Genomic DNA, 19,934 nt, shown 5'->3' with positions numbered 1-19,934 from the left:
TTACAACTCTATATCTTCTATATCGTTCCAGTGAGCTTTGTTAACTACTGTTCCTTTCTCTAAAATAACAATACCAGGATTTGCTCTTACTATAGTCTTTACCACTTTTTCATCACACAGGTACGTATCAAAGCTTAAATTATAATCTGTTTTTAATTGTTGTTTTGCCACATCGCCAGATGCAGATAAACCAATTACTGTATATCCTTTATCAATAGCATTATCAGTAAAACGCTTTAGCTTTGCTAGACCATCTGCTTCAGAGTTTAAAATATTATACATCGCTACAATAACCAATCTATCTTTCTCTAAAAAGTATGTGGTTAAATCTTCGTCATTAGATTCTATACTAAAATCTTGAATTTTAGGAATAAACCCTGGATCAATTTCTTTCGTTTCTACTCCTACATATTCACCATTATCTACAGAAGGATAACTCCCGTTAGTTATAAATTCCTTTTCTTCACCATTAATATTAAATGTCCATGTGTGCTGTACAATTGGTTTAGCTGCATTAGCAGGAATTTCCATATTCTTTTGGAGGTTATCTCCAATTTTGTACGCTCTAAAATCTTTAGTTGGCAAATGCATTAATACATGATACCCAAACCACAATGAAAGTAATAAGCTTAACACAGCCACGATAGCATTTGGCATTTTTGCTAATATGGGTTTAATGTGCTTTAGTCCAAAAAACAATATTAGAATAAAGAAAAGTAATACAACATCTTTAGTAAAGCTTTCCCATGGTGTTAATTTTAAAGCATCCCCAAAACAACCACAATCTTTTACCTTATCGAAATAAGCTGAATAAAAGGTTAAAAAAGTAAAAAAGACAATCATCCCTAATAAACTCCAAACCGTAAATTTTGGTTTATAACCTATAAGCAGAAAAACTCCAAGCACAACCTCAAAGACAACAACTAATACTGAAATACCTAATGCATATGGTTCTAGAAAAGGAATATTTAAAACATCTGTACTAAAATATTCTTGTAGTTTATACGAAAACCCAAGCGGATCATTAAGCTTTATTAAACCAGAAATGATAAATAATACACCTACTAATAGCCTACTTATTGCAACTAAATATTTCATAATTTATACTATAAATTTCAATTTTTAAATTCCAAATTCCAAATAAAGAATTCAAAATTATATTTTATTAATAATTGCTGACAAAATTTTTCTAAGCTCATCAGCTTCAATAATTAATGACTCTATCTCCTCTTCATGTTCTTTATTAAGTGCTTTTAATAACCGCAACCAATATCTACTTTCTTTTGCTTCTTTTCTTGAGATTTTTAATCTAAATTTTAAATCTTTTTCTCCAAGTTTTTCATTAGCTTCTATGTAATTTGCTCCTACAGAACCCGAAGATCTAACTAATTGTTTTACATCTTCAATATTTGAAACCGTTTTCTTCAATTTCTTTACAAATAACCTACAATCTCTAGCAAATTCAAACGTCCTCTCTTCTAAGTTATACGATTTTGAATTTGGCATTCTCCTTTTTTTGGAATTTAGTTTTTGTTATTTGTATATTAATCTAAATGAATTAAAGCAAAAACAGCGTAATTAATCATATCTTGATAATTGGCATCAATACCTTCGCTAACAATAGTTTTACCTGCATTATCTTCAATTTGTTTTACACGAAGCAATTTTTGTAAAATTAAATCTGTTAACGAACTCACGCGCATATCTCTCCATGCTTCACCATAATCATGATTTTTATCGAGCATTAACTGTTTGGTTATTGCAATTTTTTCATCATAATATGTTGTAGCTTTTTTTGTATCCATATCTGGCTGTTCAACCACTCCATGCTCTAGTTGAATCAATGCCATAACACAATAATTTATTATGCCTATAAATTCACTTACTTCACCTTCATCAACTTTACGTACACTATTTTGTTGTAAACTTCTAATACGTTGTGCTTTTATAAATATTTGATCGGTAAGCGAAGGCAATCTTAATATACGCCACGCGCTTCCATAATCACTCATTTTATTCACAAAAAGCGTTCTGCATTTTGTAACAATAGCATCATATTGTTTTGAGGTATCTTGCATCTATTCAAAATTAACATCATGCAAGCACACTTACATGATTATAGTTATTAAATATATGATTTCTGAAATGGATTTCGATATATTTAAATCTCGATTATCGAGTAAAATTTGCGTAAATTTCGCATAAATAAATTAGAAGTTCAAAGTTTAAGGTTTAAAGTTTTACACAGCACTTTTCACCAATAGATGTAACATAAAATTATAGCATGACAATTAATTGCAAAGGGCAACTTATAGATCTATCTACACCTAAAGTAATGGGGATTTTAAATGTAACTCCAGATTCATTTTATGATGGTGGCATCTATAAAAACGAATCTGAATTATTAAGACAAGTTGAAACAATGCTTAATGAAGGTGCAACTTTTATTGATGTTGGTGGTTATAGCTCTAGACCTGGTGCTGACGAAGTCTCTTTAGATGAAGAATTAAAACGTGTCGTTCCTATTGTAGAATTAATTATTAAACATTTCCCTGACACTATAATCTCTGTTGACACCTTTAGAAGTGAAGTTGCAAAAAAAAGTATTGTTGCTGGTGCTGCTATAGTTAATGATATTTCCGCAGGACATTTAGATGAAAATATGCTTACTACTATCGGTCAACTATCCGTTCCTTATATAATGATGCATTTAAAAGGCACACCACAAACCATGAATCAACACACAGGTTATGACGATTTAGTAAAAGATATTTTGTTTTATTTTTCAGAACGTATAGCTGCTGCTCATAAAGTCCAAATTAAAGACATCATCATAGATCCTGGGTTTGGATTTTCTAAAACTTTAGAACAGAATTACCAGTTGTTGAATAATTTAAATCTTTTAGATATAGCTAACAAACCCGTATCGGCAGGGGTTTCTCGAAAGTCTATGATTTATAAAACTTTAAATATATCCGCTAAATCTGCTTTAAATGGAACAACAGCCTTAAACATGATTGCTTTACAGCATGGAGCTTCTATTTTAAGAGTACACGATGTTAAAGAAGCTATGGAATGTATTACTCTTCATAATCAACTTAAAGCTTAATGTGTTTATTAATACTAAATTATTAAATTAGCAAAAAGCAACCACCTTGGATAATTTACAATTTTGGAATTTTAGATTTATAGATTTTGTTGACGTCTTCCTCGTTGCTATCCTACTCTATTATGTATACAAACTCGTAAAAGGTACTGTTGCCATTAATATCTTTATAGGTATTCTTGTTATATATATTGTTTGGTTAGTTACAGATTATTTAAACATGCATCTCCTCCATCGTATTTTTGATGGGTTTATGAAGGTTGGAATTATTGCCTTAATTGTTGTCTTTCAACCAGAAATTAGAAAGTTTTTGCTCATGGTAGGTTCAACTAATTTAGGAGGCAAAAAGCGGATTTTTAAAAATTTTAAATTCTTAAAAAGCGATAGCGAAACAACTACCGATATTGATGTTATTATTAAAGCTTGTGTACAAATGGGAAGAAACAACACTGGAGCTTTAATTGTTATTGAGCGCAATAATAATCTCGATTTTTTAACCAATACTGGTGATGAAATGAATATTTCGGTATCGCAACCTATTATTGAAAGTATCTTTTTTAAAAATAGTCCTTTGCATGATGGCGCTATAATTATAGATAATAATATAGTGAAGGCAACGCGTGTAATATTGCCTGTAAATAACGAAAAAAACATTCCTAATCGTTTTGGGTTAAGGCATAGGGCTGCTATTGGTATTACGGAAAAAACAGATGCTCTAGCATTAGCTGTAAGTGAAGAAACGGGGCAAATATCTTATATAAAAAATGGTGAATTTATAATGTATAAAGACATGGAAGAGCTCATCAATAAAATTAAAAAAGATTTGGTGTAATGGTTTGCAAAAATTGTGAATCCAAAATTTTAGATCACAGTGTCTTTTGTTCTATTTGTGGAGAAAAGACACAAACAAGTAGAGTTACAATAAAACGAATTTTTGCGAGATTCAATGAAGAATTTTTTAGTCTTGATAATAAATTACTACGCACTTTTAAGGATTTATTAATAAGACCCGAAATAGTTATAGAGTCTTATCTATCTGGCATCCGAAAACGCTATGTAAATGTTATTAGTTATTTAATGCTTTCTTTATCTTTATTTGGATTTCAGTTCTATCTCATTCAAAAATTTTATTCTAAAGGATTTAACAATGATATTGAATCTACAGGTCTTAAAGAATTTGATGAACTAATTCAAACAAGTACTGAAAACATAGGTGATTATATAGGCTTTATAAGCATAGCAACTATACCTCTTCTTGCTATTTCCACTTATCTTTTATTTTCTAATAATAGACAGCATAATTTCGCAGAACATATTGTTATAAATATATTTATAACAGCTCAATACACTATACTTTTTGTGTTTTCTTTCTTCTTTTTAATGCTTTTTAATATTAATGTAAATATTAGTTTTACTTTAATGACTATATTAAGCTACGGATACATTGGGTATGGTTTTAAACGTCTATATAAATTATCTGTTTGGGAAACATTTTGGCGGCTAATTGTTAGCATTACACTATATTCCTTTATGTGTTTTATCATTTTAGTGCCTATTATTGGCATTATAGCTCTAATATATTTTAGTTTTTTTAAATGATTATGAATTGTAAAAATTGTAAAAAAGAACTCTTAGAAGAAAGTGATTACTGTAATAAGTGTGGTGCTAAAATTATAAGAAACAGACTTACTCCTAAGATTCTTATTCAACAAGTGAATGAAGAGTTTTGGACTGTGGATAATAAATTTGCATTAACTTTTATAGCTTTATTTAAAAAACCTGAATCTGTTATTAATGGTTACATCAATGGCACAAGAAAACGCTATATTGGTGTTATCCCTTATTATGCTTTAGCACTTACCGTTTTAGGGTTTCAATACTTTTTATTGCAAAATGTGTTTGTCGATTTTTTTACATCACAAACTAATGCATTATTAGAAAATCTCCCTGAAAATCAAGAAATTCCTAATTTCAACAACCTACTTGTGGAATCTATGGATAAAATGAACGATTATATTAGTATCGTCACCTCTATAACTGTTCCTTTTTGGGCCCTTGGTACTTGGTTAACATTTATAGATAAAAGCAAGCACAATTATACCGAACATCTAGTTATTAATTTATATGCTAATGCTCAAATACTTCTTATAACATTTGTTCTAATAATATTATTTGCTATTATAGGATTCTCTGACTTTTTAACAGCATCATTACTTACTACTCCTTTAGTTATTGGCTACACAAGTTATATTTTTAAAAGAATTCATAAAATATCGTACTTTAATGCTCTTATACGGTTTTTAGGAGCATTCTTTATATATTTAATTGCCTTTAGTATTATTTCAATATTAATAGTTCTAGTTATAGTTATCTATGCTTTTGCAACAGGGAAATTTTAACCTATAATAGTAATGCTATTATTTAATATTCTTTTTTTTTTAGCTTTTTTTAAGTAATTATGAATTGTAAAAATTGTAATCAAAAATTAGAAGAACACAACAGTTATTGTAGTGCTTGTGGTGGTCGTATAATTAGAAATCGATTGACTTTTGGAAACCTGTTTTCGCATCTTTCTGAAACTTTTTTTAATTATGATAATAAGCTATTAAGAACATTTATAGATCTGTTTAAAAAACCTGAAGTTGTCATTGGAGGATATATTAATGGTGTTAGAAAACGTTATGTAAATCCTATTAGTTTTTTTGGATTAACACTAACAGTTATAGGTTTAGAGTGGCTAATTCTTCAGAAGTTTTTTCCTAATTTAATAAATATGTCTTCTATTTCATTAAATGGAGATGAGACATTTCTAGAAGACTTTATTGACCTTTTTCAAAAATACAGTTCTATAATAATGATGTTATTTGTTCCTATATACGCTATTATATCTAGAATCGTGTTTTTTGACAATAAAAAGTATAATTACACGGAACATATTGCTGCTTTCACATACATGTTAGCCGTAATATCATTAATAGGTGCTGTTTTAAATATAATTTGTGTTTCACTTGGCTATGATATTGGTGCAGTAACCTACATAAATTCATTTATTCAAGTTTTATATATCTCGTATTGTTTTAAGCGTTTATACAAACTCAATATCGCTGAGATTATAGGACGAACTTTTTTATCCTTTGTAGTGTATATGGTATTATACATTATAATAGCTATTATCGTCTTAGTTCTAATTTATTTTATTGAAGGTAAGGAGGCTATTATAAACATGTTTAAAAGTTTAGCTCCATAATAACATTCTTAAACTGCTTCAGCCTTTAAAAACTGAACTTCATATAGGTTTTTATAATACCCATTGTCTTTTTCTAGAAGTGATTGATGTGTGCCTTGTTCTACAATTTTACCTGCATCCATAACAATGATTTTATCTGCTTGTTGAATGGTAGCTAAACGATGCGCAATAACAATAGATGTTCTGCCTTTTGTAATGGTATCTGTAGCATCTTGAATAAGCTGTTCTGAATACGAATCTACAGAAGAAGTAGCTTCATCTAAAATTAAAATACTTGGATTGGTGACATAGGCTCTTAAAAACGAAATGAGTTGACGTTGACCAGAAGACAACATTACACCTCGTTCCTTTACATTGTAATGATAACCGTTAGGAAGGCTAGATATAAATTTATGTATCCCGATTGCTTTCGCTGCTTCTATAACATCATCTTCAGATATTTCTGGGTTGTTTAAAGTGATATTATTTAAAATCGTATCTGCAAACAAAAAAACATCTTGTAATACTACTGCTATTTGACTTCTTAAAGCTGCTAATCGCATATCTTTAATATCAATGTCATCAATTTTTATAACACCAGAATTAATATCGTAAAAACGGTTTAACAAATTTATAATCGTCGATTTGCCTGCTCCTGTAGCTCCAACAATAGCAACAGTTTCACCTGCTTTTATGTTTAAAGATATTCCTTTAAGTACTTCTTCATCTTCTATGTATGAAAAATATACGTTATTAAACGTTATGTCTCCTTTAAAATGCGTGGCTTCAACAGTACCCGTATCGTCAAGTTGAGATTCCGTATCTAATACTTTAAATACACGATCTGCAGCAACCATACCCATTTGTAGTGTATTAAACTTATTAGCAATTTGATTTAATGGTCTAAACAACATTGGTATAAACATTATAAAAGCCATTAACTCACCAACAGATGCTGTTTGTGTACTTACCACGTTAAGTCCTCCTATCCAAATAATTACTCCCATTGTTAGAGAAGACAAAAATTCTGCAATAGGAAAGAAAATAGAATTATACCATACTGTTTTTAACCATCCTTTTTTATGACGTTCGTTAATGGTTTTAAAATTTCTGTATTCAGTAGCTTCTCTTGTAAATAATTGAAGGATTTTCATACCTGTAACTCGTTCTTGTACAAAAGAGTTTAAATTAGAAACCTCAGTACGTACATCTTCAAACGCTTGCTTCATATAACGCTGAAAAATTTTAGTAGCTACAACTACTAACGGTAATGTTATAAATACGATTAAACTTAATTTTAGATTCATAGCAATCATAAAACCTGCAACAACTGCCATTTTCAGTATATCACTGAAAATCATAAAAAGTCCTTGACCAAATATATCTGCAATACGCTCCATATCAGTCACTGCTCTTGTAATTAAAACACCTACTGAAGACTTATCGTAATATGTCATTTTAAATTTAAGCATGTGCTTAAATAACTTCACTCTAATATCTCTTACAACAGATTGGCCTAACCAACTTGCATAGTAAATAAAAAAGAGCTGACAAATCACTTCTAACACTAATAAGCCAAGCATAATGCCTATATAGAAAACAAACCCATCATACTTTTTAAGTGCCACTTGGGTATCTATAGCTTCTTGTAAAACCCTTGGTTTTAATGCACCAAAAACAGCCAAACCTACAACGCAGAGTATAGAGACAATAAATATTAATCGGTAGGGTTTAATAAAGGTTAATAACCTTTTAAACAACGTTACATCAAATATTTCTCTTCCTTTTTCTGCCATTCTAGTGTATTCGTATATCTTCGGGATATTTCACTTCTGTTAAATATAAGCCTTGTGCTGGCACAGAATATCCGGCTTCACTTCGTTTTTTTGAAGCAATAATAATATGCATCTCTTCTACCTCTATTTTACCTAAACCAATATTAATTAGCGTTCCAACAATAGCTCTTACCATATTTCTTAAAAAGCGATCTGCACTAATGGTAAAAATAAGTTGATCTTTTTCTTTTACCCAAAACGCTTTTTTTATAGCGCAATTATACGTCTTTACATCTGTATTAACTTTAGAAAAACATTGAAAATCTCTATAGGTTAATAGAATTTCACTAGCAGCATTCATCTTTTCTATATTTAAAGGCAAATGCATATAGTAGGCGTAATCATATTCAAATACATTTTTTAATGTAGAAACTCTATAATTATATGTGCGTTGTATTGCATTAAAACGAGCGTGAGCATCTGGGTTAACTTTATATATTGAAGCAATAGCTATATCTTTTGGTAAAAACGAATTAAGCTTGTATCTAAGATCTGTAGTATCAATTTTTGCATCAAAATTAAAATGTGCAATCATCTCAGAAGCATGCACACCTGCATCCGTTCTACCAGCACCAACTATGCTTATTTTACTATTTAATAATGTGGACAAAGCATTCTCAATAGTCGCCTGAACTGTATTTGCATTAGGCTGAATTTGCCAGCCATGATACGCTGCTCCATTATATGATAATTGGATAAAATATCTCAATCTAAACCTTTACTTTTGTTTTAAACCACAAAGATAGTTTTATTCCTGCGATTTGTACTGTGTTTATTTCAGCAAGGCAAGAATCTCATTCATTAAAATAACCCATAAAAACTAAAGTATTAATGAACTGTCTTTTACACATAAACAAAGCATTTTAACTCAATGAAACGCATACTATTATTATCTGACACTCATAGTTACATCGATGCTGATATTTTAAAATATGTTGAACAGGCAGACGAAGTATGGCATGCTGGTGATATCGGAGATCTAAGAGTTACGGATGCTATAAAAAAGATAAAACCATTACGCGGTGTTTATGGTAATATTGATGATGCTAAAGTTCGTGTAGAATTCCCTGAACATAATCGCTTTATGTGCGAAGATGTTGATGTGTGGATAACGCATATCGGTGGTTATCCACCAAAATACAATACCCGAACCAAAGAAGCTTTACAGATAAATCCACCACGCTTATTTATCTGCGGACATTCTCACATATTAAAAGTAATGCCAGATAAAAAATTAAACCTTATACATATGAATCCTGGTGCTGTTGGCAAACATGGATTTCATAAAGTGCGTACTATGCTTCGTTTTACTATTGATGGTTCTAAAATTGAAAACTTAGAAGTTATTGAATTTAAAAAATAAAAAACCCAAAGTTTTCACTCTGGGTTTTTCACACTAATACTACTAAGATGTTAGGTTTATCGTAATCGATCTACAGATTTTACGAGATCTTCGTCCTTTTTAATTGCCTTATTTGCTAAGGCCAAACACACGATAGAAAAAACAGGAAGAATCATCCCAATACCTTTCTCAGAAACGTTAGTTTCTCCAGATAAATTTAGAGATTGATAAACGAATACTCCTAGTAAAATAAAGTTTAATATTATATTAAGTCGTCCCAATATAAATTGGGATTTTCTAGCTTTATATTTAAAAATAGAAATTAATGATAGTAAAGCTGAGCCCAAAAACAATCCTAAAAATGTGTAATCTTCTTTTGCATAGACTAAAGCTTCGGAGCCATCAGTCCATAAATGAAATACAAATATAAGTCCGCCAGATATAATGGCAGCAACTAATAAGTATAAGGTTTGTATTCTCTGAATCATTAAATTCTAAAAATTTGAGCAACAAAATTAACAGTTTATTTTTAATTGATGTCTATATTTTTAAATAAAATATTGTATTATTGCAGTGGTTATATATCAATCTAAGGATTGCTCTTAACTATCTTCCGATTTAATTTCACTTTTTCTTCTTATTTATTTTTTAGAAAATCCTGAATTAATCTTTGTCATAATTATAATACTATACAACAATACATACATAATGTTTGAAATTTCACAGTTAAAAGCTCAGAAACTTCCTGAACTACAGGAAATAGCGAAACAACTTAATGTCCCAAAGTACCGCAGTTTAAAAAAATTAGACCTTGTATATCAGATTTTAGACTATCAAGCTGCAAACCCTAATGCTGTAAAGGCCGTTGCAAAATCTGAAGCGCCTCAAGAAAAGAGTACTCAACAACCGCAACAGCAACAGCAACGTCAAAAACGTGCTCGTGTTCAAAAACCTCAAGAAAAGAAAGAACAGCAAACCATGAAGTTTGAGGATAAAAAAGAAGAACCTAAAAAAGAGAATACAGCTAAAGCTCCTCAACAAAATTCTGATTCTAATAAAGATCAAAAACAAGAGCAAAAAAAGCCTCAAAATAATAAAGATGATAATCGTCGTCCGCAGAACCAAAATAATGACAATCGTCAACAACGTTCTAAAGACAACAATCATAATAACAACAAAAACCACAACAACCAAAACTCTAAAAATAACGGCAATAAGGATAACCGAAACCGTTACCGTGAGCCCGATTTTGAATTCGATGCTATTATTGAAAGTGAAGGCGTTTTAGATATTATGCAAGACGGTTATGGGTTTTTAAGATCTTCGGATTATAATTACTTAACCTCTCCTGATGATATTTATGTATCACAATCGCAAATTCGTTTGTTTGGTTTAAAAACTGGAGATACGGTTCTGGGACATGTTCGTCCACCAAAAGAAGGTGAAAAATATTTCCCTTTAATTAAAGTAAGTAAAATTAACGGTTTAAGTCCGCAAGTGGTTAGAGACCGTGTGGCTTTTGAACATTTAACTCCGTTATTTCCTAAAGAGAAATTTAATATTGCCGAAAAGCAAAGTACCATTTCTACACGTATTATGGATTTGTTCTCTCCGATAGGAAAAGGACAACGTGGTATGATTGTATCGCAACCAAAAACGGGTAAAACCATGCTTTTAAAAGATGTGGCTAATGCGATTGCTGCAAATCATCCTGAAGTATATCAGATGATTCTTTTAATTGATGAGCGCCCTGAAGAAGTTACAGATATGCAACGTAATGTTCGTGGAGAAGTTATTGCTTCTACCTTTGATAAAGAGGCACACGAGCATGTTAAAATTGCTAATATTGTATTAGAAAAAGCAAAACGCCTAGTAGAATGTGGACACGATGTTGTTATTCTTTTAGATTCTATTACACGTTTGGCAAGAGCTTATAATACAGTACAACCTGCTTCTGGTAAAATATTATCTGGTGGTGTTGATGCTAATGCGTTACATAAACCAAAACGTTTCTTTGGTGCAGCACGTAACATTGAAAATGGTGGTTCATTAACCATTATTGCTACAGCATTAACGGAAACAGGTTCTAAAATGGACGAAGTGATTTTTGAAGAATTTAAAGGAACAGGTAATATGGAGCTTCAATTAGATCGTAAGATTTCTAACCGTAGAATTTTCCCTGCTATAGATTTAACATCATCAAGTACAAGACGTGATGATTTATTATTAGATCAAAATACCATTCAACGCATGTGGGTAATGCGTAAATATTTAGCAGACATGAACCCTGTTGAAGCTATGGAGTTTATTAACGATCGTTTTAAACAAACTCGTAATAACGAAGAGTTTTTAATTTCTATGAATAGTTAATTAGACATTAAAATTTTAGACTATAAAAAATGCCTTGAAGAAATTCAAGGCATTTTTATTTATTCTTATTTTATAGAAAAAGAGTTTATCGCTTCAACGTAAAATGTGCTCTAAACGTTCTGGTTTCTCCAGTTATAGGTTCTTGATATTCGAGGCTAAACCAATAATCGTTAGTAGGCATAAGATTGCCATTAAAAGTTCCGTCCCAGCCTGAGCTAGTAGGGCTTATTTGTTTTAATAGCTTCCCATAACGGTCAAAGATAAAAATCCGTGCTCCAGGTTGAGAATCTATACCTTCAATATTCCACTGATCGTTATTGCCATCTCCATTAGGAGTGAAAAACCTTGGATAGTCGATAACGGTTATTGTTGTCGATGCAATACCACAACCATTAATATCTCTTGCTAAAACCAAATGGTCTCCTGCAGATACATCTTCAAAAACATTGCTATCTTGGTATGGGCCATTATCTAAACTATATCCATAATCTCCTATACCAGTGGCCGTAACTCTAATGGTATTATTTCCCGAAAATGCTTCAGAGGTGACTTCTGCAGTTACTATTGGTATTCCGCTTTCAATAACTTGAGTTGTTGCAATAGTTTCACACATCGTTAACGTAGATGTTGTAATGTCTGTTACGGTAACTTCGTAAGTACCTCCTTGTGTAGGGACAAGACTTGGACCTGTTTCTGTTGGTAAAATAGCTCCATTTAACGTCCATAGAAAACTAAAATCTGTTGCCGATAACCCTGTATCTATCACTGGTGGTACATCCACAACTTCTGTTCCATTGAGATCTACACATAATACATAAAGTGGATCTAACTCAAACTCTGGAAACAAATTAACTTGCAGCATTATTTCTACAACTTCAAAACAATCTTGCGCTGCAATATTATTACTGACACGTGCATAGATAATTTGAGGATTAGATGTATTCTCATATAATGTAGGAATTTCATCTGTTCCATTCATTGCTTCATTAAGATCGTCATGATAGGTTAAGGTAAACATCATAGGATCTTGTCCGTCTAAAATTTCGGCATCTTGTGTGGCTAAATCAAACTGTCCAAAACCATCATTATCTGCAACGTTATCACAAATTTCAAATATTAAAGGCTCACCATCAGGATTTGCATTGGCGCCTTCGGTAACTTCTATGTTAAATGTTAATGTACTTATAGAGCAACCCGTTACTGTATTGGTAATCGCTACAAAAATCTGTTGAGGATTACTGGTATTGGTATACGTCAATGGCAATATGCCTGTTAAATTATCTGCTTCTGCTTGCGTTTCATGATAGGTTACTGCAAAGACGGAAGGATCTTGTCCATTTAATATTTCATTCGTTTTTGTAGATAAATCAAAATCGAAAATAAAATCGGTATTGTTTTCGCATTCAAAGAAATCGGTAATAGTAATATTGGCATCTGGCAATGGATTTACCATAATATCAAAATCAACCGTTGCAAAACATCCTGTCGTTATGTTTTCGACTCTAACATAAATCGTTTCCGTTGGATCTGTATTTATATATGCTGCAGGATTAGTAATTGCAGCTGTACCTGCATCTGCATCAGCGAAAGTTAAATGATAGGTTGCGCTAACATTAGGATCTCCGTTAAAGATAAAAGCTTCATTCTGTGTTAAATTGAAAGTTTCTATCAAATCTCCTGGATTGGTATCATCACATAGTATAATATCTGCTGGATTTAAATTAGGTGTAGGGTTAATAGTTTGCAAACGCACATGCACTCCTAAACCTAAACACGCGTTATCCAAATCGCTATCTACCCTAACATAAATGCCTTGATCAAAAGGTGAAGTGTCGTTTCTATGATTTGATATATCAGAAATTGCATTGGTTTCCGCTAAAGCATCTGCTTCGGTTTCATAATAGCTAATTGTAATATTTTGATTTGCTGGAAATAAAGCCAAGATTTGAGTTGTAGCGGTGCTAAAATCAAAAGCAGTAATGCCATTGGTATTATCTCCATCTATTAAATCGTCATCACAGGCCTCAAATAATAATTCAAAATTCGCAGGAATTTGTGTAGTAGAAACTAATAAATCGAGTTGTGCAATTCTAAAACATCCATTATTCGTTTCAACACGAACAAACACTATATCTGGGTTAGATGACGGATCCGTATTGGTGTATGCTATAGGGTTTGGAATAGGATTGTTGGCATTAGTCGCGTCTGCCATGCTTAAGTAATAACTAAACGTTTCATTTGCTGCATTTGCAGAGATTAAAATATTAGCTTCAGTAAGGTTAAAATCGGTAAAACCATCGGTATCATCATCACACTGAAATAACTCTACGGATGCTGTAATTACTGGTAATGGATTTACTACCAAATCGATTAAAGCAGTTTCAAAACAATTGGTATTGTCATTATTTTCTACCCGAACCACTATTTGATCTGCATTGGTTGTAACATTTGTATATAAATTTGGTAACGCTCCTGTATTAGCATCTGCATTGGCTTGATCTGTATGATAGGTTACCGTAAATTGTGTAGGGTCTTGTGCCCCTAATATTTGTGCATTAATAGACGCTAAATCAAAAACCACAAAACCATTGGTGTCATCTCCATCAACAGCGTCATCACATAATTCAAAAGTGAATGCTGTTGCCGTAGGCTGATCAAAAACATCAATTAAAAAACTAGTGGCATCAAAGCATGTAGCATTTAGATTGTTCTCTATACGTGCAAAAATAGTTTCTTCTTGAAAAGCGATTTCATTGGTATAAACTGCAGGTAAAGCATTCTGAGAATTATCCGCATCGGCTTGTGTTCTATGATAGGTAATGGTAAAATCTGCTTGGGCTTGTGTACCTAGTACTGCCGTTTGTAATGCTGCTAAATCAAAATCCCAAAAGCCATCGTTATTATCATCGCAAATCAATTGATCATTGACCGTATTTGCTATAGGTGAATCAAACACATTAATATTAAAACTTATGGTAGAAAAACAATCGGTATTACTGTTATTTTCTATACGTACAAAAATGGTTTCCTGAGTGTTTGCCACTTGGTTGGTATAAACATCTGGCAAAGGATTTAAATTTGCATCAGCATCAGCCGTAGAACCATGAAATGTTATGGTGAAATCGGTCGTTGATTGTCCTCCAAAAACCGTAGCTCTTAGTGCATCTAAATCAAAATCCCAAAAGCCATCATTATCATCATCACAAAGCAATTGATCGTTAACCGTATTGGCCACTGGCGTAGCAAGCACATTAATATCAAAACTTGTGGTTGCAAAACAATCTGGATTATTAATATTTTCTACCCTTACAAAAATAGTTTCTAGTGTAAATGCAACAGCATTAGTGTAATTTCCTGTAATAGGGTTGGTATTGGCTTCCGCATCTGCCATAGTATTGTGATAACTGACCACAAAATCTGCAGTAGATTGCCCACCTAAAACAGTAGCATTAAACGACGTTAAATTAAAAGTAGAAAAACCGTCATTGTCATCATCGCATACGAATTGATCAGGAATTGGATTGGCAACTATTTCTGGTCTAACTTCTATACAAACTTGTTCTGTATATTCACATCCAAAGTCATTGATCACTCTAAGAGTATAACAGTTTTGTCCACTAGTTGTCGGTTGCACTGTAATATTATTTCCAGAAGTTGAGATAATCGAAGGATCAGTATCCCAAGCTGCAGATACAACAACAGGTGTAAAGGTAGCATCTTGCGGTAATATACTTGGATCAAAATCAAGCGTCCATTCAAAGATGTAACCATTATCTCGTTCAAAGTTATCTGTGACCATTATCGTCCAATCCCCATTTAAAGGGGAACCTACAAGACCACTCAATGGGTTAATCGAACTATAATCTCCTGCAGGTATAAAATCATCAGTATAAGTTGTTGCTCCATCACCAAAAGGAAATGTCCCACCTGATTGTACTCCTCCTTCTAAAGTTGGATTAGAACTATTAGGCACAAAGCAATATGTAAATCCAGTGCCTGGAGTAGTATTTTCACTATCACCATCAGAAACTCCTGTTGCCCATGGAATTCCTAAATTTGCTGAACCTCCTCCCATATCATGTAAAATAACTGATTGTCCGTTGGGTGAAATAATTTCTATAGTTAAATCTGCTACCCAAGAATGCTCCATATTTAAACAGATACTTGTTAACTGACTAATATCAGTTAATGTTTGGCCTGAACCAAAACAATTTACTGTAATTGAAGATGTATAAGAAGCCCCTAATCCATCTGGTAAAAATGTAACTTCACTGACTGGTGGTGTGCAATCAAAAATCACTTCTTGTGTATTAAAAACACCTTCTATTTCAACACTATCCCCAAAACATATTTCATTTTCTAGAGCCTGTGTTCCTGTAAAATCTATATCAGTGCTTACCTGGACTACTTGGTTAAGCAAATTTGTATTAGGACAACCTAAAGGGTCATTAGCAATGTTAGTATCTCTTATATTTAAATTAATTAAATAAATCCCTGGTTGTGTATAAGAGAATGTTGCCGTTTGACCAGTAATTGTGTTACCATCTCCTAAATCCCATTCAAAAGTAGCGCCAGTTCCATTATCAGAAAAGATACCACTACCCGTTAATGTAATCTCATCTCCGGGGCAGACTTGTATAAACCCATCTGCATTTGGAGTAATAGAAAAAGAATCTATTTGGGAGGTAATTGTTTGACATGCTTGTGCTTCAATAAACTGAAGACCAATTAAGAAAAGCATTACTAAAAAACTGATATACTTTTTTACCATAACCTACTTATACTATATTAGAGCGGTTTGAAAATTAATAAAATTTTAACGAATAGCATATATTTTAACGCTACATCCGATTATTATAACACTTTTAACGTTATAACAAGTAGATTTATAAAACCCCTATCCTATATATGCTGTTTTTATTAACTATCTTTGCCCTCTAAGTTTACCTTAGATAATTAACGTTTTTGCAAATAAGATGTTGTGTAAAACTAGCACCTTATTTGACTTTTGAATTAAAAACAAAACCTTATGAAATTAGATAACAATTTTAATGTTATAGATACTATTGGCGATGACCATGTCTCTTCTGCTAGTGAAACACCAATGCGCGATGATGCTTTTGAATTATCAAATTCAGAAAAAATTGAAAGTATAAAAGAAGATGTAAAACACATTATGGAAACCTTAGGTTTAGATCTAACCGATGATAGCCTAAAAGGAACTCCTAACCGTGTTGCTAAAATGTTTGTCAATGAGATTTTTGGTGGATTAGATCCTGATAAAAAACCAAAAGCTTCAACATTTGATAATAAGTACAAGTATGGAGAAATGCTTGTAGAAAAAAACATTACGGTTTATTCTACTTGTGAGCATCACCTATTACCAATTGTAGGTAAAGCACATGTTGCTTATATCTCTAACGGCACTGTAGTTGGCCTTTCTAAAATGAACCGTATTGTAGATTATTATGCAAAACGTCCGCAAGTACAAGAACGTTTAACAATACAAGTAGTTAAAGCACTTCAAGAAGTTTTAGGCACAGAAGACGTGGCTTGTGTTATAGATGCCAAACACCTTTGTGTTAACTCTAGAGGCATCCGAGATATTGAAAGCAGCACCATTACTTCAGAATTTGGTGGTCAATTTAAAAATAAAGATACGCGTCGTGAGTTTTTAGACTATATTAAATTAAATACTCAATTTTAAGTTGTTGAGATGTTAGGTTGTTGAGATGTTGAGATGTTGAGCCGTTAATCATATAGTAAGAGTTTACTACTATGCACACATATTCATTTGAAAAATTAGACGTTTGGAAAGAAGCTAATCAATTAGCAATCTTTGTATATAAAATAACCAATCAATATCCAAATGAAGAAAAATTTGGTTTAATTTCGCAAATGAGAAGATGTTCTGTTTCAGTATCTTCAAATATTGCAGAGGGAACATCTAGACTAACAAAAAAAGACAAGGCTCATTTTATGACTATTGCATATAGCTCAGCTATAGAATTATTAAATCAAGCTATAATTTCATATGAATTGAAGTTTATTTCTGAAGATCACTACAACAGTATTAGATTAAATATAGAATCTATTACCAATAAAATAAATGCACTCAGAAATCATTTTCTAAAATAAAACGACTTTACAAAATACAAACAACAGACAAACAGACAAACAGACAAGCAGTAATGTATCAAAATCATACTATAAAAATATACAATAGCCTTACTGGCGAAAAGGAAGTTTTTAAACCTATTAATGCCGGACACATTGGTATGTATGTTTGTGGACCTACGGTTTATAGTAATGTACATCTAGGTAATGTAAGGACGTTTATGTCTTTTGATATGATTTTTCGTTACCTTAAACATTTAGGTTATAAAGTACGATACGTAAGAAATATCACTGATGCTGGTCATCTAGAAAATGATGCAGATGTTGGCGAAGATAAAATTACTAAAAAAGCGCGATTAGAAGAGATAGAACCTATGGAAATTGTGCAACGTTATACTGTTGATTTTCATAATGTACTCGATCAATTTAATTTTCTGCCACCAAGTATAGAGCCTACCGCTACTGGACATATTATTGAACAGATTGAACTTATTAGTACCATTATAGATAATGGTTTTGCTTATGAAGTGAATGGTTCAGTATATTTTGATGTTCATAAATACAATGAAACTAATAACTACGGTATTTTAAGTAAGCGTAAGCTCGAAGATTTAATTCATAACACACGTGCGTTAGACGGACAAAGTGACAAACGTAACCCACAAGATTTTGCACTTTGGAAAAAAGCAGAACCTACACATATTATGCGTTGGGCGTCTCCATGGAGTGATGGTTTTCCAGGTTGGCATTTAGAATGTACTGCGATGAGCACTAAATATCTTGGTGAACAATTTGATATTCACGGCGGCGGAATGGACTTAAAATTTCCTCATCACGAATGTGAGATTGCACAAAACCAGGCTGCTAAAGGAAAATCCCCTGTAAACTATTGGATGCATGCCAATATGCTTGAACTTAATGGAGCTCGCATGTCTAAAAGTACAGGAAATACTATTAATCCTGCTGAGTTACTTTCGGGCGAAAACACTATTATGTCTAAAGCGTATGCTCCAAGTGTGGTACGTTTCTTTATGATGCAGTCGTCATACAGAAGTATTTTAGACTTAACAGATGATGGACTATTAGCCAGTGAAAAAGGATTCTACCGTTTAATGGAAGCCATAAAATATAGTAATGATTTAAATGTATGTAATACGTCTTCATTTAATGTTTTGGATTGGAAACAACGTTGTTACGATGCTATGGATGATGATTTTAATACACCTATTTTAATTGCAACATTATTTGAAGCCTCTAAATTTATTAATCAAATTAAAGACGGAAGTGCGTCAATTACAGCTGAAGATTTAGAAATTTTAAAAGCAACATTACATACATTTACATTTGATGTTTTAGGATTAGAAGACACTGCCAAATCTGAAACAGGCACTGATAAACTTAATGGAGCTGTTGAAATTTTAATTAACTTAAGAAAAGAAGCACGTATCAATAAAGATTTTGTTTTATCAGATAAAATTAGAGATGAATTGGCTGCTGTAGGTATTACACTCAAAGATGGTAGAGAAGGCACTACGTTTACCACAAATTAACTTTGTAAATCGTTAAGTTGTATTGTCGTTAGTTGTCTATTTCCATAAATGTATCATCTAGTTAGTAGTCATTAATTATGATTACATCTAAACACCTAAACAAACCCATTAAAAAACTACTCACATACCCGTTTCTATTACTGATAAAGGTTTATCAAACTCTAATATCTCCATTAACCCCTGCCACTTGCCGGTACCAGCCAACTTGTTCGCATTATGCGAAAGAAGCTTTAGAGACTCATGGTTTTTTTAAAGGAGGTCGATTGGCTATAAAACGGATTTTTAGTTGTCATCCTTGGGGAGGTTCTGGCCATGATCCTGTGCCTAAAAAAACGGATGACAACTAAAAATTTCCCTCACGCGCATGCTCGCACATTCACTAAAAATG

18 protein-coding genes are annotated in these 19,934 nt (G+C 32.2%); 11 read left to right on the top strand and 7 right to left on the bottom strand.

Annotation, left to right across the window (positions count from 1 at the left end; translation table 11 throughout):
• From K8Z87_RS07600 to K8Z87_RS07590, 3 genes are read right to left on the bottom strand one after another with little or no spacing between them, the layout of a single operon-like run.
• Nucleotides 1-1,098, bottom strand: a complete 1,098-nt coding sequence (locus K8Z87_RS07600) for a BT_3928 family protein (RefSeq protein ID WP_227476896.1) — start codon at nucleotides 1,096-1,098, stop codon at nucleotides 1-3.
• A 57-nt stretch (nucleotides 1,099-1,155) separates the two neighbouring features.
• Complete coding sequence (locus tag K8Z87_RS07595; protein ID WP_227476895.1) at nucleotides 1,156-1,506, bottom strand: four helix bundle protein; 351 nt, start codon at nucleotides 1,504-1,506, stop codon at nucleotides 1,156-1,158.
• A gap of 38 nt (nucleotides 1,507-1,544) precedes the next feature.
• On the bottom strand, nucleotides 1,545-2,078 hold the full coding sequence (locus K8Z87_RS07590; RefSeq protein WP_227476894.1) for a DUF1599 domain-containing protein: 534 nt from the start codon (nucleotides 2,076-2,078) through the stop codon (nucleotides 1,545-1,547).
• Between the two features lie 206 nt (nucleotides 2,079-2,284).
• Between K8Z87_RS07590 and folP the strand changes: the two genes are divergently transcribed.
• Genes folP through K8Z87_RS07565 form a run of 5 tightly spaced genes read left to right on the top strand, consistent with a single transcriptional unit; the run spans nucleotide 2,285 to nucleotide 6,353 of the window.
• Nucleotides 2,285-3,109: a dihydropteroate synthase gene (gene folP / locus K8Z87_RS07585; protein WP_227476893.1), complete on the top strand. Its 825-nt coding sequence runs from the start codon at nucleotides 2,285-2,287 to the stop codon at nucleotides 3,107-3,109.
• A gap of 46 nt (nucleotides 3,110-3,155) precedes the next feature.
• The gene (gene cdaA / locus K8Z87_RS07580; protein WP_227476892.1) at nucleotides 3,156-3,938 is read left to right on the top strand and encodes a diadenylate cyclase CdaA; all 783 of its coding nucleotides are present in this window, start codon (nucleotides 3,156-3,158) and stop codon (nucleotides 3,936-3,938) included.
• Entirely contained in the window at nucleotides 3,938-4,705 is a 768-nt protein-coding gene (locus K8Z87_RS07575) for a DUF3667 domain-containing protein (protein ID WP_227476891.1), read from the top strand. The genes cdaA and K8Z87_RS07575 overlap by 1 nt, the downstream gene beginning before the upstream one ends.
• A gap of 2 nt (nucleotides 4,706-4,707) precedes the next feature.
• Nucleotides 4,708-5,505, top strand: coding sequence for a DUF3667 domain-containing protein (locus K8Z87_RS07570; protein WP_227476890.1), 798 nt, complete (start codon nucleotides 4,708-4,710; stop codon nucleotides 5,503-5,505).
• Between the two features lie 59 nt (nucleotides 5,506-5,564).
• Nucleotides 5,565-6,353, top strand: a complete 789-nt coding sequence (locus tag K8Z87_RS07565; protein ID WP_227476889.1) for a DUF3667 domain-containing protein — start codon at nucleotides 5,565-5,567, stop codon at nucleotides 6,351-6,353.
• 8 nt (nucleotides 6,354-6,361) lie between these two features.
• On the opposite strand, the gene K8Z87_RS07560 is transcribed toward K8Z87_RS07565, so the two are convergent.
• Both K8Z87_RS07560 and truA read right to left on the bottom strand, forming a co-directional pair.
• A complete protein-coding gene (locus K8Z87_RS07560; RefSeq protein WP_227476888.1) occupies nucleotides 6,362-8,128 on the bottom strand; it encodes an ABC transporter ATP-binding protein in 1,767 nt (588 codons plus the stop codon).
• Nucleotide 8,129: 1 nt separating this feature from the next.
• On the bottom strand, nucleotides 8,130-8,876 hold the full coding sequence (gene truA, locus K8Z87_RS07555) for a tRNA pseudouridine(38-40) synthase TruA (protein WP_227476887.1): 747 nt from the start codon (nucleotides 8,874-8,876) through the stop codon (nucleotides 8,130-8,132).
• Between the two features lie 162 nt (nucleotides 8,877-9,038).
• Here truA and K8Z87_RS07550 point away from each other — a divergent pair, with 162 nt between their 5' ends.
• Nucleotides 9,039-9,530, top strand: coding sequence for a metallophosphoesterase family protein (locus K8Z87_RS07550; RefSeq protein ID WP_227476886.1), 492 nt, complete (start codon nucleotides 9,039-9,041; stop codon nucleotides 9,528-9,530).
• 56 nt (nucleotides 9,531-9,586) lie between these two features.
• On the opposite strand, the gene K8Z87_RS07545 is transcribed toward K8Z87_RS07550, so the two are convergent.
• Nucleotides 9,587-9,997 carry a DUF4293 domain-containing protein gene (locus K8Z87_RS07545; protein WP_227476885.1) on the bottom strand — a complete coding sequence of 137 codons (411 nt, stop codon included), beginning with the start codon at nucleotides 9,995-9,997 and terminating at the stop codon, nucleotides 9,587-9,589.
• A gap of 220 nt (nucleotides 9,998-10,217) precedes the next feature.
• Between K8Z87_RS07545 and rho the strand changes: the two genes are divergently transcribed.
• Nucleotides 10,218-11,879, top strand: coding sequence for a transcription termination factor Rho (gene rho / locus K8Z87_RS07540; RefSeq protein WP_227476884.1), 1,662 nt, complete (start codon nucleotides 10,218-10,220; stop codon nucleotides 11,877-11,879).
• 85 nt (nucleotides 11,880-11,964) lie between these two features.
• Here rho and K8Z87_RS07535 read toward each other — a convergent pair whose 3' ends face one another.
• Entirely contained in the window at nucleotides 11,965-16,650 is a 4,686-nt protein-coding gene (locus K8Z87_RS07535) for a T9SS type B sorting domain-containing protein (protein WP_227476883.1), read from the bottom strand.
• 258 nt (nucleotides 16,651-16,908) lie between these two features.
• Here K8Z87_RS07535 and folE point away from each other — a divergent pair, with 258 nt between their 5' ends.
• From folE to yidD, 4 genes are all read left to right on the top strand, one after another.
• Nucleotides 16,909-17,586 carry a GTP cyclohydrolase I FolE gene (gene folE, locus K8Z87_RS07530; RefSeq protein WP_227476882.1) on the top strand — a complete coding sequence of 226 codons (678 nt, stop codon included), beginning with the start codon at nucleotides 16,909-16,911 and terminating at the stop codon, nucleotides 17,584-17,586.
• A 71-nt stretch (nucleotides 17,587-17,657) separates the two neighbouring features.
• Nucleotides 17,658-18,017: a four helix bundle protein gene (locus tag K8Z87_RS07525; RefSeq protein ID WP_227476881.1), complete on the top strand. Its 360-nt coding sequence runs from the start codon at nucleotides 17,658-17,660 to the stop codon at nucleotides 18,015-18,017.
• A 53-nt stretch (nucleotides 18,018-18,070) separates the two neighbouring features.
• Nucleotides 18,071-19,546 (top strand): cysteine--tRNA ligase, encoded by a 1,476-nt coding sequence (gene cysS, locus K8Z87_RS07520; protein ID WP_227476880.1) that lies wholly within the window; start codon nucleotides 18,071-18,073, stop codon nucleotides 19,544-19,546.
• A gap of 77 nt (nucleotides 19,547-19,623) precedes the next feature.
• Nucleotides 19,624-19,893 (top strand): membrane protein insertion efficiency factor YidD, encoded by a 270-nt coding sequence (yidD, locus tag K8Z87_RS07515; protein WP_227476879.1) that lies wholly within the window; start codon nucleotides 19,624-19,626, stop codon nucleotides 19,891-19,893.
• The last annotated feature ends 41 nt before the right edge of the window (nucleotides 19,894-19,934 follow it).

This window comes from Winogradskyella immobilis, assembly GCF_021887715.1.
Classification (GTDB): domain Bacteria; phylum Bacteroidota; class Bacteroidia; order Flavobacteriales; family Flavobacteriaceae; genus Winogradskyella; species Winogradskyella immobilis.
The sequence above is the reverse complement of the archived record's forward strand: the minus strand, read 5'-3'. Positions and strand labels throughout refer to the sequence as shown.

Excerpts from the sequence above, each read along its gene's own strand:
- K8Z87_RS07600 (WP_227476896.1), bottom strand. The coding sequence starts at position 1,098 with ATGAAATATTTAGTTGCAATAAGTAGGCTATTAGTAGGTGTATTATTT.
- K8Z87_RS07595 (WP_227476895.1), bottom strand. The coding sequence starts at position 1,506 with ATGCCAAATTCAAAATCGTATAACTTAGAAGAGAGGACGTTTGAATTT.
- K8Z87_RS07590 (WP_227476894.1), bottom strand. The coding sequence starts at position 2,078 with ATGCAAGATACCTCAAAACAATATGATGCTATTGTTACAAAATGCAGA.
- folP (WP_227476893.1), top strand. The coding sequence starts at position 2,285 with ATGACAATTAATTGCAAAGGGCAACTTATAGATCTATCTACACCTAAA.
- K8Z87_RS07575 (WP_227476891.1), top strand. The coding sequence starts at position 3,938 with ATGGTTTGCAAAAATTGTGAATCCAAAATTTTAGATCACAGTGTCTTT.
- K8Z87_RS07570 (WP_227476890.1), top strand. The coding sequence starts at position 4,708 with ATGAATTGTAAAAATTGTAAAAAAGAACTCTTAGAAGAAAGTGATTAC.
- K8Z87_RS07565 (WP_227476889.1), top strand. The coding sequence starts at position 5,565 with ATGAATTGTAAAAATTGTAATCAAAAATTAGAAGAACACAACAGTTAT.
- K8Z87_RS07560 (WP_227476888.1), bottom strand. The coding sequence starts at position 8,128 with ATGGCAGAAAAAGGAAGAGAAATATTTGATGTAACGTTGTTTAAAAGG.
- K8Z87_RS07550 (WP_227476886.1), top strand. The coding sequence starts at position 9,039 with ATGAAACGCATACTATTATTATCTGACACTCATAGTTACATCGATGCT.
- K8Z87_RS07545 (WP_227476885.1), bottom strand. The coding sequence starts at position 9,997 with ATGATTCAGAGAATACAAACCTTATACTTATTAGTTGCTGCCATTATA.
- rho (WP_227476884.1), top strand. The coding sequence starts at position 10,218 with ATGTTTGAAATTTCACAGTTAAAAGCTCAGAAACTTCCTGAACTACAG.
- K8Z87_RS07535 (WP_227476883.1), bottom strand. The coding sequence starts at position 16,650 with ATGGTAAAAAAGTATATCAGTTTTTTAGTAATGCTTTTCTTAATTGGT.
- folE (WP_227476882.1), top strand. The coding sequence starts at position 16,909 with ATGAAATTAGATAACAATTTTAATGTTATAGATACTATTGGCGATGAC.
- K8Z87_RS07525 (WP_227476881.1), top strand. The coding sequence starts at position 17,658 with ATGCACACATATTCATTTGAAAAATTAGACGTTTGGAAAGAAGCTAAT.
- cysS (WP_227476880.1), top strand. The coding sequence starts at position 18,071 with ATGTATCAAAATCATACTATAAAAATATACAATAGCCTTACTGGCGAA.
- yidD (WP_227476879.1), top strand. The coding sequence starts at position 19,624 with ATGATTACATCTAAACACCTAAACAAACCCATTAAAAAACTACTCACA.